At 65.5% G+C, this 13,807-nt stretch carries 9 protein-coding genes; 2 read left to right on the forward strand and 7 right to left on the reverse strand.

From position 1 onward, the window contains the following. Nucleotides 1-17 precede the first annotated feature (17 nt). Nucleotides 18-5,300: a DNA polymerase III subunit alpha gene (dnaE, locus tag LMT64_RS09310; protein ID WP_229253187.1), complete on the reverse strand. Its 5,283-nt coding sequence runs from the start codon at nt 5,298-5,300 to the stop codon at nt 18-20. 125 nt (nt 5,301-5,425) lie between these two features. Between dnaE and LMT64_RS09315 the strand changes: the two genes are divergently transcribed. Further along, the gene (locus LMT64_RS09315; RefSeq protein ID WP_126351875.1) at nt 5,426-5,887 is read left to right on the forward strand and encodes an NUDIX domain-containing protein; all 462 of its coding nucleotides are present in this window, start codon (nt 5,426-5,428) and stop codon (nt 5,885-5,887) included. Nucleotides 5,888-5,931: 44 nt separating this feature from the next. Here the strand turns inward: LMT64_RS09315 and LMT64_RS09320 are convergent, their stop codons facing one another. The 6 genes from LMT64_RS09320 to LMT64_RS09345 form a co-directional block, all read right to left on the reverse strand. Next, entirely contained in the window at nt 5,932-8,463 is a 2,532-nt protein-coding gene (locus LMT64_RS09320) for a DUF937 domain-containing protein (protein WP_170165962.1), read from the reverse strand. A gap of 89 nt (nt 8,464-8,552) precedes the next feature. Next, entirely contained in the window at nt 8,553-9,374 is an 822-nt protein-coding gene (locus LMT64_RS09325) for a cytochrome c oxidase assembly protein (protein ID WP_126351877.1), read from the reverse strand. Next, nucleotides 9,371-10,117 (reverse strand): SCO family protein, encoded by a 747-nt coding sequence (locus LMT64_RS09330; RefSeq protein WP_126351878.1) that lies wholly within the window; start codon nt 10,115-10,117, stop codon nt 9,371-9,373. Before LMT64_RS09330 ends, LMT64_RS09325 begins: the two co-directional genes overlap by 4 nt. Further along, nucleotides 10,114-10,671 (reverse strand): copper chaperone PCu(A)C, encoded by a 558-nt coding sequence (locus LMT64_RS09335; protein ID WP_126351879.1) that lies wholly within the window; start codon nt 10,669-10,671, stop codon nt 10,114-10,116. The genes LMT64_RS09330 and LMT64_RS09335 overlap by 4 nt, the downstream gene beginning before the upstream one ends. 59 nt (nt 10,672-10,730) lie before the next feature. Continuing rightward, nucleotides 10,731-11,804 carry a methyltransferase domain-containing protein gene (locus LMT64_RS09340; RefSeq protein ID WP_407647839.1) on the reverse strand — a complete coding sequence of 358 codons (1,074 nt, stop codon included), beginning with the start codon at nt 11,802-11,804 and terminating at the stop codon, nt 10,731-10,733. Between the two features lie 163 nt (nt 11,805-11,967). Beyond that, the gene (locus LMT64_RS09345) at nt 11,968-12,669 is read right to left on the reverse strand and encodes a hypothetical protein (RefSeq protein ID WP_126351881.1); all 702 of its coding nucleotides are present in this window, start codon (nt 12,667-12,669) and stop codon (nt 11,968-11,970) included. 139 nt (nt 12,670-12,808) lie between these two features. On the opposite strand from LMT64_RS09345, the gene LMT64_RS09350 reads away from it, so the two are divergent. Further along, a complete protein-coding gene (locus LMT64_RS09350; RefSeq protein WP_126351882.1) occupies nt 12,809-13,804 on the forward strand; it encodes a polyprenyl synthetase family protein in 996 nt (331 codons plus the stop codon). The last annotated feature ends 3 nt before the right edge of the window (nt 13,805-13,807 follow it).

A 13,807-nucleotide genomic window follows, 5' to 3' on the forward strand; every position in this document is an offset into this window, starting at 1 on the left:
TAGCGGGGCGAAGACGCTTACGCCTGCAGCACTCCCTTCCTCTGCATCCAGGCGGGCGGCTTGGGCGCGAACCGCCCCAGAATGGTCTGCTGGTCGTAGGCCAGATAGGCCTTGGCCCAGGCAAAGGAATCGTTCAGTGCCCGGATCGCCTCAGGGCTGCCCATGTTGTGTTCCAACTGGTACAGCACGAACTGTTCGGGCGTTTCCAGCCGCAGGTAGGTGGGCATGGGTCCGGCGTGTTCGTCCAGCACGCTCTGGAACTCGCCCACCGCGTCAGGGCTGGCCGTTTCCAGGTCAATGTTCACGTACATGACCTTGGGCACGTCGTCCAGTTGCTCGGGCGTCACGACCTCCTCAGCAATGGCCCGCAGGCCGCCGTCCTCGGCTTCCAGTTCCACGATGATCAGCGCGGGGCTGTCGTTCACCAGCTTGTGTTCGATGCGGTCATAGGCGCGGCTAAAGGCCACCAGCTCCATCTGCCCCGACTCGTCGGCCAGGATAAAGCGGGCCATCATGCCGCCGGACTTGGTGGGCTTTTTCTGGACGCCCTCGATCATGCCCGCCAGCACCGCTTTCTGACGCTTACCCTTCTTGGGCTGCACCTCAAACCAGCGGTCCAGATCGGCAATCCGGCAACTGGCGGCTTCGCGCAGGCCCTCGTGCTGCTCCAGCGGGTGTCCCGAAATATAGAGGCCCAGCGCCTCTTTCTCGGCAGCCAGACGCTCCAGATCGGTAAACGGCACCGTGTCCTGACGCAGCGGCGGCTCAGGCATGACCTGCTCGGCTCCAAACAGGGCGTCCATGCCATTGTTGGCGTCCTGCGCGGCCTTGACCGCCCATTTGAGGGTCTCTTCCAGGCTCCCCAGCAACTGCTGGCGCTCCCCGAAGGCGTCAAAAGCCCCCGACTTGATCAGGCTTTCTAAGCCCTTGCGATTGCAGGTCTTGTTGTCAATCCGCGAGCAAAAATCGGCCAGGGACTTGAACCCGCCGTGCTGCACACGTTCCTCCAGGATGCGCTGCACGGCGTTTTCACCTAAACCCTTGATGGCGTACAGACCAAAGTAAATCTCCTCGCCGGCCACGGCGAAATCGGAGCTGGACCGGTTGATGTCCGGAGGCAGCACCCGCACGTCCATCTTGCGGGCGTCAGAGACGTACTCGGCCACCTTGTCCGAGTCGCGGCGCTCGACGGTGAGGAGCGCGGCCATGAACTCCACCGGGTAGTTGGCCTTGAGCCAGGCGGTCTGGTAGGTGATGACGCCGTAGGCGGCCGAGTGCGAGTTGTGGACGACCAGCCCGTTCGCCACGAAGTTGTGCGTTCCCGGCACTTCCAGGTCGTAGGTCTGCGCCTCGCCCGCCGGTTCGATGCTGGTAATGGTGTCCCAGTACAGGTCGTCGGAGCAGGCGTCGGCCAGTTCGGGGGCCCTGAAGAAATCGGCGAGGGTCTGAATGGTGGTGCGGCGGAAGCCCTTCTTGTGCGCCCTGGCCGCGCCGTAAAACTCCTTGGTACACACGCCGGAGCGCGTTTCCACCTCGCGCCAGGTCAGGCCGCTGGCGTCTTTGGCGAGTTGCACGCGGCCCTTGATGCTGGCGGGCACGGTGTCCCGCGTTTCGCGGCCCAGCGGAGCGGCGGCGTAGTAGGCCCGCAGCCCCTCCACCTGCGCGTCCCGCCCCACCAGATGCGGCGCGACGACTGCCAGGAACTGCTCCACGCTGCGCCGCCCGACGAGGTGAACGGTGTACCCGGTGCGGCCCGCCGTGTCCTCGCCGCGCACGTAGCCGAAATGCTTCTGCGTCACCCGGGCGACCATGCCCAGCCGCAGCAGGACGTGGGCGAGGTCGTCCGCCAGCCTGCGGGACGAGGTGGCGGCGTAGGGCACCGCGTTGCCCATCCCATAAACGAACCCGTCGCCCGACCAGTAGCGCCCGACGAGCACGGCGAGACTGGCGTTGCTCAGGCGGAAAGCGGCGGCGGGGAGGGCTTTTTCAGTGGCCTTCACGCCGACCAGACCCAGGTCTTCCAGCCACAGCCGCACGCCGGACTTGCCCCCGCTGCTGCCGCGAATGCCGCAGCCCAGATAGATGTCGTACACGTTCTGCCGCTCCGGTCGCTCCTTGACGGTGGGGCGGGTGTTCGGGAACGCTTCGGCACAGGCGACCATGTCCGCCACCTGCGTTTCGTTCTGGCTGTACAGGTACGCGCCGTGCGGGTGGCAGGTGTTGCCCTCGGCCAGAATCCAGCCCAGCAGCGCAGCCTCGTGCGCCGGCCAGCTCTCCGCGCCGAGTTCGGGCAGGCGGGCGGGCGCGGCGATGCGGTCCCCAGCGCCCAGGTCCTCCACGTTGCGCCAGCCGTCCAGCGTCAGCAGCGGGTGGTTGCCGGTGGCGGTGAGTTCGCGGCCCAGCGCGGTCCTCACCCTGAAGACGGGCTTGACGCCGTTGTCGAAAAACTGCCCGGTGGGGCGCAGTTCCAGGCGATAACCGGCGTTGACGCTGGGCAGCTGCACACCCCTGCCCTCGCGGTACAGGTCCTCGATACGCCGCAGTTCGCCGCCGAGGGTGGGCACGAGGGTATCGCCCGTCAGACATTTGTTGAAGCCGTAGTTCGCAAAAGCGTCCAGCAGGTCAAAGAGCTTGTTGCCCTCGTCCTTGGGTACGCCGTTTTCTGCCGCTCCTTCCACGAACAGCTGGCGCTGCTTGGCCATCTCGGCGGCGTCTTTCTTGCCCATCGCGCGGCGCAGCAGGTCGGCCCCACCCAAGCTGTACCCGGCCACGTCGGACGCGATCTGCATGATCTGTTCCTGGTACACCGGAATGCCGTAGGTCTCGCGCAGAATCGGCTCCAGCCACTTTTCGGAGTTGGGGAAATCCTCGTAAGTGACCTCTTCTACCCCGTGGTGGCGGCGCACGTAGGTGGGGATGTTCTCCATCGGGCCGGGGCGGTACAGTGCGCTGAGGGCGATGATGTCGGCCAGGCGGCGGGGGCGCAGGCGGCGGCTGGCGTCGGTGATGCCGGCCCCTTCCAGCTGGAATACCCCTTTGGTGTCGCCCCGGCTCATCAGGTCAAAGGCGGATTCGTCGTCAAAGGGAATCGCGTCAAAGTCCATCTCGATGCCCCGCGATTCGCGCAGGATGCGCCGCGCCTCGTCCAGAAACGAGAGCGTCCGCAGGCCCAGAAAGTCCATCTTGATCAGGCCGATGTCCTCCACGGCCTTCATGTCGTACTGGCAGACGATACCGCTGCCGGACGTGTCGCGCATCACCGGGACCAGGTTGGTCAGCTCCTCGCGTCCGATCACCACGCCCGCCGCGTGAACCGAGGCGTGACGGGTCAACCCCTCCAGCTTCTGGGCGAACTCGTAGGCTTCGCGCAGCCCCTCGTCCTCACCCAGCATCTGCGCGATGTCGGGGACAGCTTCGCGGGCCTGTTCCAGCGAGTAGCTTTTGCCGAACTTGACCGGAATCAGCTTGGAGACCTTGTCCACCTTGCCGTATTCCACGCCCATCACGCGGCTCACGTCCTTGAGGCAGGCCTTGGACGCCATCGTTCCGAAAGTGGCGATCTGGGCCACCTTGTCCTCGCCGTATTTGCGCTGCACGTACTCCACCACTTCCATGCGGCGGGCGTCGTTGAAATCGATGTCGAAATCCGGCATGGAGATGCGGTCCGGGTTCAGAAAGCGCTCGAACAGCAGGTCGAATTCCAGGGGGTCAAGGTTGGTGATCCGCATGGCGTAGGCCACCAGCGAACCTGCGCCGGACCCGCGCCCCGGCCCCACGGAAATGTCCTGGTCCTTGGCCCAGTTGATGTAATCCGCGACAATCAGAAAATAGTCGGGGAAGCCCATGTTGTTGATCACCGAGAGTTCGTACTCGGCGCGGCGCAGGATGGTCAGCGCGTGGCGGTGGTGGCCGCGTGTGGTTTCCTCGTCCGCCTCATCCGTACCGGGGTCAATCGCCGTGTCACTGTCTTTGACGCGGGCGCGGCGGCAGTCCTCGTGGGCGTACTCGGGCAGCGTGCCGCCCTCCAGCTCGGCCTCCATCGCCTCCAGGGCCGGGTAAGGCGTGAACTTCTCCCCCGCTGCCTTGCCACGCGCCTCCCACTCGCTGCCCATAAACGCCAGCAGGGTCAGCAGCTCGTCCATGCTGCAGTCATGAGGCTGACAGCCGGAGCGGGCCGTGACTTTGGCCGCGTCCTCTGCGCCCAGGGCCGTCAGTGAGCGCCCCGCATAGTCACGCAGCACGCTCTCGGTGGCGTGCGCGGGGTAGCGCCGCATCATGCCGGCGTAGGTCTGCACCCGCATTTCCTCGGCCATCGTGCGGCCCTCGGGAATCGGCAGGGCGGGCATTTGGTACACCCGTTTCTTACCCACCGGCAAGTCTACGTTGCACATATCCGCGATATGGGCGGAGTTATCGAAGACCTCCTCGCCCCACTCGGCCACCGGCAGCGCCGCCTGCATCTCCTCCAGGCTCTTGACGTAGAACTCGTCGCAGGGAAACTTGAAGCGGTTCTCGTCGGCCAGGGTCGCCTTGGTCTGGATCGCCAGGAGCGCCTCGTGGGGGGTGGCGTCCTCCTTTTTGACGTAGTGGCCGTCGTTGGTCGCCACCATCCCAATGCCCAGTTCCTGCGCCCAGGCCTTCAGGATCGGATTGTTACGGCCCTGTTCTTTCAGGCCGTGATTCTGAATCTCAATAAAGTAGTTCTCCCCGAACAGGTCGCGGTACCACAGCAGCCGTTCCTTGGCGTCCGCCTCGCGGCCCATCAGCAGCAGTTGCTGCACCTCGGACCCCAGGCAGCCGGAAAAGGCAATCACGCCTTTGCTGTGCTCCTGTAGCAGCTCGTGGTCGATGCGCGGTTTGTAGTAATACCCTTCCGTGTAGCCCCGGCTGCTCAGACGGCAGAGGTTCTGGTAGCCCTCGAAGTCGCGGGCCAGCAGCGTGAGGTGATAGATGCCCTTTTCGCCGTCCTGGCCGCGCGTGCGGTCCCGCCGCGTCCCGAAGCCGGGAACCACGTAAGCCTCGTAGCCCAGAATCGGCTTGACCCCGGCATCCTGCGCGTAGTTGTAGAAATGCACCGCCCCGTGCATGTTGCCGTGATCGGTCATCGCCAGCGCCGGGTCATGTGGCGTGGTTTCCTTGGCCCATTTCAGCAGGTCCTTCAGCTTGGCCGCGCCGTCCAGCAGGCTGTACTGGGTGTGCTGGTGCAGGTGCGCGAAGCGCTTGGGCGCGCAGCACGAGCCGTCGGGGAGGTGGATATGGGGGGCGCCTGGTTGGGGCAGAGCAGGGTCGGCGGCGGTCATCTTCCCAGCTTAGAGGGGACCGGGGCCAGGAGTCAGTGAGGCAGGGGGTTGACGGGAAGGCGATCGTCCAGCGAGGGCCGATTCGCTGGACGATTACGGCCACCCCTTCTGGCACAATCGGTCCCATGCCCACCTCTGCCCCGCCCGACTACATCACCGACCTCCGCACCATCATCGGCAACGCGCCCGTCAACCTGATGGGCGCGGCGGGCCTGATGTTTGACGCTGAGGGGCGGGTGCTGTTGCAGCGGCTGGTGGGCCGAGACGACGTGTGGAGCCTGCCCGGCGGCCTGTGCGAACTGGCCGAGCCGCCGGAGCGGACGCTGCGCCGCGAGGTGCAGGAGGAAACCGGACTGACCGTGCTGGACGCGGAGCTGCTGACCTTGCACACCACCCCGCTGCGAACGCTGGGTAACGGCCACCAGGCCAGCTTCTACACGGCGCTGTACCGGGTCACGGCCTGGGAAGGAGTGCCGCAGGCGGACGGCGTGGAAGTGGCAGAGCTGCGCTGGTTCAGCGTGGAGGCGCTCCCCCCCATGCGCGGCTATATCGGGCGCTGGGCAGCGGAGTGGCTGCGGGAGCAATAAAAAGCGCCCCACAGTGGAGGCGCTTTCAGAAAGTTGAACCGGGCTTACTCGACCGTCACATTCACCGTGGCGACTTCGTTGCCGCTTTCATCCCAAATGGCGTAAGTGTTGTCACCCACAGCTGGCGCAGTGATGTCGGTGGTCCAGGCGCCGTCGCTCTCGGCAGTAAAGCTGCCGACTGAAGTCCCGTTCTCGAACACTTCGTAGTCGCCAGCGCCGCCCGTACCCGTCATGGAAAAGCCATCGGCAGCGACCGTGGTGCCGTCAGCGGGTTCCAGCACCGTGAGGGCAGCCTCAGGGGCGGCTGCAGCGGGCTCGGCGGCCGGTGGGGTCGTGGTCTGCTCGGTGGCGGCCGGCGTGGGCGCAGGTACCGGTTCGGCACGGTTCTGCGTGAAGTACCAGGCCAGGCCTGCCAGCAACAGCAGCGGGATGATCCACCAGGGGAAGCCGCCGCGTTCCGGCTCGGCGGGGGGAGGAGTGACCGGACGGGGTGGTTCGGGGGTCATCGGCTGCACGGCGGGAGCGGGCTGCTCCTTGACCACCACGCGCTCTTCTTCGGCCAGTGGGGTGGCTTTGGCCTGCTTGGTTTCCAGGAGGGTGGGCCGCGCCTTGGGAGCAGCGCCAAACAGTTGTGCGCCCAGCAAAGCCTTCAGCACGCCCATACCCTGGGGCAGCAGACCTTCCAATTTGCCTGGAGTCAGTCCAGCCAGCACCCGGCTCAGGCCAGCAGCGTCGGTGCGGGTCGCCTGGGCACGGCTCCCCAGCAGACCCAGCACGAAGGGTGTCAGCAATGCCAGCAGGCGGCCTGCTTGCTCACCTGACGTTCCCAGGGCAGTACCCAGACGGCCGCCGACTTCGCCTGGATTGTCCAGCAAACGGTCCAACACGCTCAGGCCACGCACTTCCATCGCACCCAGTTCGGCACGGTTGCTCAGCAGGTCCATATTCAAGCCGCCCGTTTGTACGACTCGGCCAAAGTCATTGCTTAGGCTCAGCAGCTCGGCGGCTCCAGCCTCGTTGTGACCCTTCTGGGCCAGGGCGCTGAGCAAGACGGGGACAGTTCCCTGTACGGCGCGGCCAGCATCGCGGCGGCCAAACCCGGTGGCTTCGGCCAGGGCGGCGGTCCCCTCACCCGAAAACTGCTCGCGGAAAAAGGTCAGCAGGTTATCAGCACTGAGGGCCTGATCCTGCGCGGCGGGCTGAGCCACTGCAGATGTCGTGGACACCGCGGCGGCGGCAGGAGCTACGGGTACGGCACGGGGTGCAGCAGGCGCGGGCGCAGCGGCGCGGGCCGGCTGAGCCTGCGAGGGCTGCGAACCGGACACCACTGGCTTGGCCGATTTCCAGGGGTTGCTCCCCTGAGGGGCGGGCTGGGCCGCCTGAACGGCCCCACCACCTACGCCAGCTGCGGCGGCAGCAGCGGCCAGTGCGTCGGCAGCGGGAGCCGGGCGCTGATCAGGCTGAGCAGATGCAGTCGGGGCACCCGCAGGAGCCGCAGGTTGAACAGGTGAGCTGGGCTGGGTGTGAGCAACCGGAGCTGGCGTCACTGCCGCCGTAGGCTGGGGCGCTACAGATGCAGTCGGCTCTGCTGTGGGAGGAGCTGGGGTGGTAACGGCTGGCGCTTCAGCGTCTTCCAGCAGGGCGGAGACCACGCTGTCCTTGGAGTAGTCACGCTCAGGTACCAGTTCTGGTTCGGGAACAGGTTCAGTGGGGACCACCGCAGACTGCGGCGCTTCGGTGACGGGAGCGGCAGGCTGCACATTGCGGGCCTGGGCCAGTTTTTCCAGTTCTTCGGGGCTGGGCACTTCGGCGTCTTCCAGCAGGGCCGAGGCCACGCTGTCCTTGGAATAGTTGGTGCCAGCCACCTGCTGTGGCTGGGAACTGACTGGCTCAGACTGGGCCAGGCGTTCTGCCTGGGTTGGACTGACTGCCTCCGGCTGCGAGGGGCGCACACCTGCTGCCGACATCTCTACTTGTGACCGGGACGAGCTGGCCTGCGGAGCTTCAGGGGACTTTTTTGTTTCACCACCGTTCCCCTGATCGCGGAACTGCGGGGCATTGCTCAGTGCCCCGGCACGAGACACGTAGGAGCCGCCCACAGCACGTGGGCGCACGCCCGACGCACGAATGGTAGACATGATTTGGGTCATACTGTCCCGGTTCAGTCCGGCCTGGCCCGCAAAGCTCAGCAGCAGCGGCAACGACATGTTCAGCAGGCGGGCAATCGCGGGTTGCGGCGCACCCTCCACGCGGGCCAGCTGCCCGGCCATATCGCTCTGGTCACTGCCCAGCAGGCCGGGGCTGAGAATTTCGCCGGCCAGTTGCAGCGAGTCGGCGCCGCCCTGCTCCTGCAGACCATGGGCCACATCGCGGAAGCGCGGCAGGTTATCAATGGCCTCGGTGATCTGGGAGCGCACACCTTCGCTCTTGGCCTGCTGGGCCAGGGTTTCCAGCTGCCAGCGCACAGTACGGTCCAGTAGGCGTGCCGCCTGATCGTCGGTCAGCCCCGCAGCGCTGCCCAGTTGCCGGGCGCTGTCGGCTCCAAAATGTTGGCGAAACAGTTCTTCTATGTTCATGGTGATGTACATCATAAAGAAAGGAACCTCTCAGACGGCTGACGCCGCGCTAAAAGATTCCTCACAGTCGGCTTGCTGACCGGACCGGCTCAGGTCTGGGCCGGAGGCGGTGGGCGCTGCTGGCCACTGCCCTCGGAGATCTCAATCAGCCAGGCCATCAACTGCAAAATGGCCAGGCCCAGTGCGGGCAGCCCAGCCAGCATCATGATCCAGCCACTGATCTGCTGGTTTTGCAGCGGGGTCAGGTTCCACAGGCAGACTGCGCCTACGTACGGCTGATACAGCACCTCACGGGCGTACAGCCACCACGCGGCAATGGACATCATCGGCAGGGCGGCCAGAAACCCGAACCAACCCCGCTTGCCAAAAGTACCCGGTTGAATGCTGGGCAGTGGGCGCAGCATGGCTCCCCAGATCATGGTGCCGCTGATCAGGTACAGCGCAGGCAGCAAGATGGCCGCCGTATTGGTGACGATACTGGCATTGAATCCGGCAGGAATATTCCAGAACAGAATCACGGCGGTCCAGACCGCAAAGGCCACCCACGGGTCAAGCAGCACGCTGAAGATGCGCCCCAGCGGTGACCCTGGGGCCAGCGGAATCCGGCGCGGTAGCCCCAGCAAGAGCAGCAGCGGCACCAACTCGGCCAGCACCATCAGCCGGACCATATACAGCGCCATAGAGTTCACGGTGTAGACCGCCGCACTGGACTGCAAGGCCCAAAGCGTGGCCAGCAGCCCCAGGACGAACAGCACCACTTTCCAGACCGGCCAGTCCTGACGCCGCTCAGCATTTGCCCGCCAGCGCGAAAACTGCCACAGGTACAGGCCCAGTGCAGCAGCCAGCGCACCCCAGACCAGCGGATTGAAGGTCAGGGTCAGCAGATCGGCCAGGGTAGGGTTCAGATTCATGGCTGCACTCCTGCCGTCAGCTGAGCCGCTGTCAACTGAGCTGCCGTCCGCTGAGGCTCGGACCGCGCCGCCGACACGTCCCTGGGATTGTTCATCACATAGCGCACATCGCGCAGGATACGGTCCACGTCCGGCAGCTGGGTGTAATCCCACATCACCCGGGTATAGCCCGAAGCGTCAATCAGATAGGTGGCGGTGGTGTGGTTAATCTGGTATTCCAGCGGCCCGTCTACCGGCACCTTGCCGTAAGCCACACCGTAGCCCTGGGCCACCTGACTCAGTTCAGGTTCGGGAACACGTACCCCAGTGCCCTCACCGAAGAACTCCACGTACTCACGGATCCGCTCAGGGGTATCGCGCTCCGGGTCCACCGACACGAACAGGACCTTTACCTGCTCGCGTTCCTCCGGGGTCAGACGTGCGCGCATCTCACCGAGGTACTTGAGCGTCAGTGGGCAGATGTCAGGGCAGTGGGTAAACCCGAAAAACAGCAGCGTCGCCTGCCCCTGTGGCTGAAAGGTCCAGGGCTGTCCATGCCCGTCGGTGCCGGAAAAGGCCAGGGCAGGTCCAGGCTGGTTGACCACCGAACCATAAAAGGGATAGGCACTCTGCGAGCGGGCGTAGGCCCAGGCGATGCCCAGCACCAGCGCCACAGCAATCAGCGCCAACAGCGCCGACTGCTGCCAGGGGCGAGCAATCGGCTCCTGTGGCGGAGTGGCCGGTGGCTGGGGCGAGGCGGTCATGGCCTGCGCACCTCGGCACTCAGGTCCAGGGTACGGCCATCGTCGGCCACCACAGTCAGGTCTACCGTCTGGCCTTCTTCCAGCGGCCCGGTCAGATCCATCAGCATCAGGTGATCACCGCCGGAGGCCAGCACCAGCTCACCACCAGCAGGCACGGTCAGGCTGGGCGTTTCGACCATACCGCTGCTGCTGGCCCCGTCTGCCGCAGTGGTTTCGGTTCGCATCAGCATGACGTGACCCGCGGCCGGACTGGCCGCCGACACCAGCACGATGTCGCTGTCCGTGGGATTGGTCAGGGTAACATAGGCGGCAGTTTCCTTCATGCTCGGCGGCACCGCGGTCACGGTGGCAGTTCCGGCTTCCAGCGGCAGCACGCCGGTACTGGCAACAGCGTCAGTGGTATGGCCGCTGTGATCTGCCATCGGCTCTGCTGGGGCAGTGACACCCGGTTCGCTTACTGTGGTCTGCGAATCAGACGGTGAACAGGCTCCCAGCAGGGCGGGGAGCAGCAAACCTGGCAGTATCCGGCGGTACAGTGAGCGGGTCGGCATCATGGGGTCCAGTCTAGGCTGGAGGGTCCCCGTGAATTGTCCCACCCGCTGCCCTGTGCCAATCAGCGGGTCAGCAGGTAAATCTTCGGGTGGTGCCCACCGCTGTACACCTGGGTCAGTTCACGGACCTCCCAGGGAGATTCCTGCGCTACACGCTCAAACAGCCGCAACTCATGGGTGACCACCACCATGCGCCCGCCCTTGGAGCACAGCCGGTGCATCTCGCGCAGGAAAGCCGGATACATCTCGGCGTTCCCCCCGTGGGTGCCGATGTCGTCGCCCCAGGGCAGGTCCGCCACGATCAGGTCGAAGGTTCTGGGTGGCAGGCCCGTGTTCAGCGCATCTACCTGCGCCACTTCCACGCTCCGGCCCGCTGCTTTCAGATTGGCGCGGGCGCAGGCGACGGCTTCGGGGTCAATATCCACGCCCACCATCGCCTCATAGGGGCCCATCAGCGCTCGCTCGACCAGGAGGGTGCCGCTGCCGCACATCGGGTTGAAGATCCGGTCCTTGACTCGTAGGCCCGCCAACGCCAGCGCCGCATAAGCGGTGGCGGCGTTTAGCCCACCCTCGCGGTTGCAGACCCGCCACTCACGGGCCGAAAGGGGCCGGGGGGTCAACCGGGCCAGTCCCTCCCAGCCAGTGCCGCCCGGAGCAGGCCGGAGGCGCAGCCGCAACTCGCCCTCTTCGGGATGTTCAGGCAGGCCAAGCGCCTGACCGACTTCCGCACTCAGACGTTCCATGACCTCCGTCTCGCGCCCTGCCGCCGACAGGCGAAAGGAGCGGTGTCCGCCCTGCTCGGCCACCCCGCGGAGCCAACTGGTCAGTTCGCCCAGCTGTTGGTGGCCCAGCAGGCCACGGGGGCGCGGCACGTCCCATTGCCGCACAGCGTAGACCGCGACCACGCTCCGCAGCCGTGACAGGCGCTCGGTGGCACCAGCGTAGCGAAAGCGAATTTCCTCATCGGCGGCGCTCAGCACATCCAGCCCGGCAATGGCCGACAGCTCGGTGCGGGCCACTTCCTCCAGACCACGCAACACTTCGGCAGCGTACAGCGGCCACTCGGCGGGGTTGCCACGCGGCGCTGAGCGGCGAGGCCGGGACTTGGAACGTGAGCTGGGGCGGCGAGGAGGCATAAGAGGCATCATAGGGCAGAAGGCCGAGTGGCTCTGCTGTGGGGCCTACCAATCCCCTGCACGAACTCGGCGGCCTATCCGGCTCAGAGTTTCAGCGACAGCCCGACGAAGGCCATAAAAAAGGACGACCCCCTCAGGAAATCGCCCCAACTATGCTTGGTTTTTAGCGGCGCACGTGGTCACTTTGCGGCGGGTTGGCTTCGGACGGGGCCGAAGGCACATGACCCACACCTTCTCTGGACTCCTGCGCGGCCAGGTCGGCGCGGCCTTCGCTTTGCAGCGGCACTTCATCGGTGGCCGCCACGTCGCTGCTGTCCACACTCTCCAGTGACACGGCACCCAGCTGACGCATCAGTGCAGAAGCCTCAGCGGTACGCTGGGCGTCCTCGTCACGGGCAATCACCAGTACCTCGCCACCGTTCATCCGGCGCACCACCTGTTCAGCATGGGTGGCGGGCATTCCGAAACCGCGCAGCAGCCGCACATAATCGCCGTGATCGGAGCCGGAAATAGCCCCGAACAGACCGCCCAGCGTCAGGCCGCCGAGCAGACCGAACAGTGCGCCGTACATGCCGCCGTCTACATAGACCTGGGTGGCGGGAATCATGGCCAGCAGAATCCAGACCGGCACGGTCAGCGCCAGACCAGCCAGCGCACCCATCACGGCACCTTTGATCACTCCCCCAGCTCCGGCGGGGGCGCCCTCTTCGGGGCTGACTCCCGTGGCGCTGGCCACTTCAGTCTGGGTCACAGCGCTGGTGCAGGCAAAACCCAGACGGTCACGCTCGAAGCCGCGTGACTCAAGAACTTGCAGGGCTCTGGCGGCCTGCTGGGGGGTCTGAAACAGTGCAACGACGCTTTCCATGTCCCCTATTTTTAGCATGTCTGCCCCCATAGCCGCAGTGACCGCCGTCCCCGGGCGGCTCACTGGTCCATCCGGGCTGCCCGGCAAATGGGGCAGTTATCCCGCTGGATCAGGCGGCAATTTCCTATACTGGCCGGGCATGAGTCAGCCCGCTCCTTCTGTTTCCGTGTGTGTTCCACCTGCTGTATCCGCTGGCCTGACGCCCGCCTTTGAGCAGCAGTTGCGTGACGTGCTGCGTTCAGAAGTGGAATTTATCGAGCTGATTGGTGAAGACTTGGTGGGGGCCGGGGGCAAACGTATCCGCCCGCAGGTCACGCTGCTGGCCGCCGAAGCGCTGGGGGCCGTACCTCCCGATACTGCTGCCGTCAAGCTGGCTGTGTGTATCGAACTGCTGCACTCGGCGTCCCTGCTGCACGACGACCTGATTGACGACGCCGATACCCGCCGGGGCCAGGAAGCGGCCTTTCGGCGCTACGGCAACGTGGTGAGCGTGATGAGCGGTGACTTTATGCTCTCGCGGCTGTTGGTGCTGCTGTCGGATCTCCCCGGTTGCGCCCGGCTGACCCGCGCTTTTGGGGAAGTCGCCAGCATGGTCTGTGAAGGCGAAGTGCTGCAGTTTCAGGTGGCGGCCTACGGTAATCCGTCGTATGAGCAGTACGAGCGGATCATCTACGGCAAGACGGCGGCGCTGCTGGAACTGGCCGCCGCTGCCCCCGCGTTGCTGCTGAATGCGGCGCCGGAGCAAGAAGCGGCCCTGCGGCAATATGGACGTGAGCTGGGCATGGCCTTTCAGCTGCGCGACGACCTGCTGGACCTGCTGGGCCGCGAAGAAGAGCTGGGCAAGCCGGTGGGCAGTGACCTGCGCGAAGGCAAGGCCACCTGGCCGGTGCTGCGGCTGCTGGACAGCCCGGCTGGCGAAGAAGTCCGGACCATCCTGATGCGCCGCGCCGCGCCGAGTGGTGATCTGGTGCGCATCCAGACCCTGGCCGCTGAACACCACGCCGAAGCCGATACCTGGGCTGAGATCGCCCGCCGTCTGAATCTGGCCCGACAAGCGCTGGATGCTCTTCCCGGCGGCAGTGCCCGCCAGGAACTGGAAGACCTGCTGGACCGCCTGATTCCAGATCTGCACTGAAGG

Source organism: Deinococcus radiophilus, assembly GCF_020889625.1.
GTDB lineage: Bacteria > Deinococcota > Deinococci > Deinococcales > Deinococcaceae > Deinococcus > Deinococcus radiophilus.

Excerpts from the sequence above, each read along its gene's own strand:
- dnaE (WP_229253187.1), bottom strand. The coding sequence starts at position 5,300 with ATGACCGCCGCCGACCCTGCTCTGCCCCAACCAGGCGCCCCCCATATC.
- LMT64_RS09315 (WP_126351875.1), top strand. The coding sequence starts at position 5,426 with ATGCCCACCTCTGCCCCGCCCGACTACATCACCGACCTCCGCACCATC.
- LMT64_RS09320 (WP_170165962.1), bottom strand. The coding sequence starts at position 8,463 with ATGAACATAGAAGAACTGTTTCGCCAACATTTTGGAGCCGACAGCGCC.
- LMT64_RS09325 (WP_126351877.1), bottom strand. The coding sequence starts at position 9,374 with ATGAATCTGAACCCTACCCTGGCCGATCTGCTGACCCTGACCTTCAAT.
- LMT64_RS09330 (WP_126351878.1), bottom strand. The coding sequence starts at position 10,117 with ATGACCGCCTCGCCCCAGCCACCGGCCACTCCGCCACAGGAGCCGATT.
- LMT64_RS09335 (WP_126351879.1), bottom strand. The coding sequence starts at position 10,671 with ATGATGCCGACCCGCTCACTGTACCGCCGGATACTGCCAGGTTTGCTG.
- LMT64_RS09340 (WP_407647839.1), bottom strand. The coding sequence starts at position 11,804 with ATGCCTCCTCGCCGCCCCAGCTCACGTTCCAAGTCCCGGCCTCGCCGC.
- LMT64_RS09345 (WP_126351881.1), bottom strand. The coding sequence starts at position 12,669 with ATGGAAAGCGTCGTTGCACTGTTTCAGACCCCCCAGCAGGCCGCCAGA.
- LMT64_RS09350 (WP_126351882.1), top strand. The coding sequence starts at position 12,809 with ATGAGTCAGCCCGCTCCTTCTGTTTCCGTGTGTGTTCCACCTGCTGTA.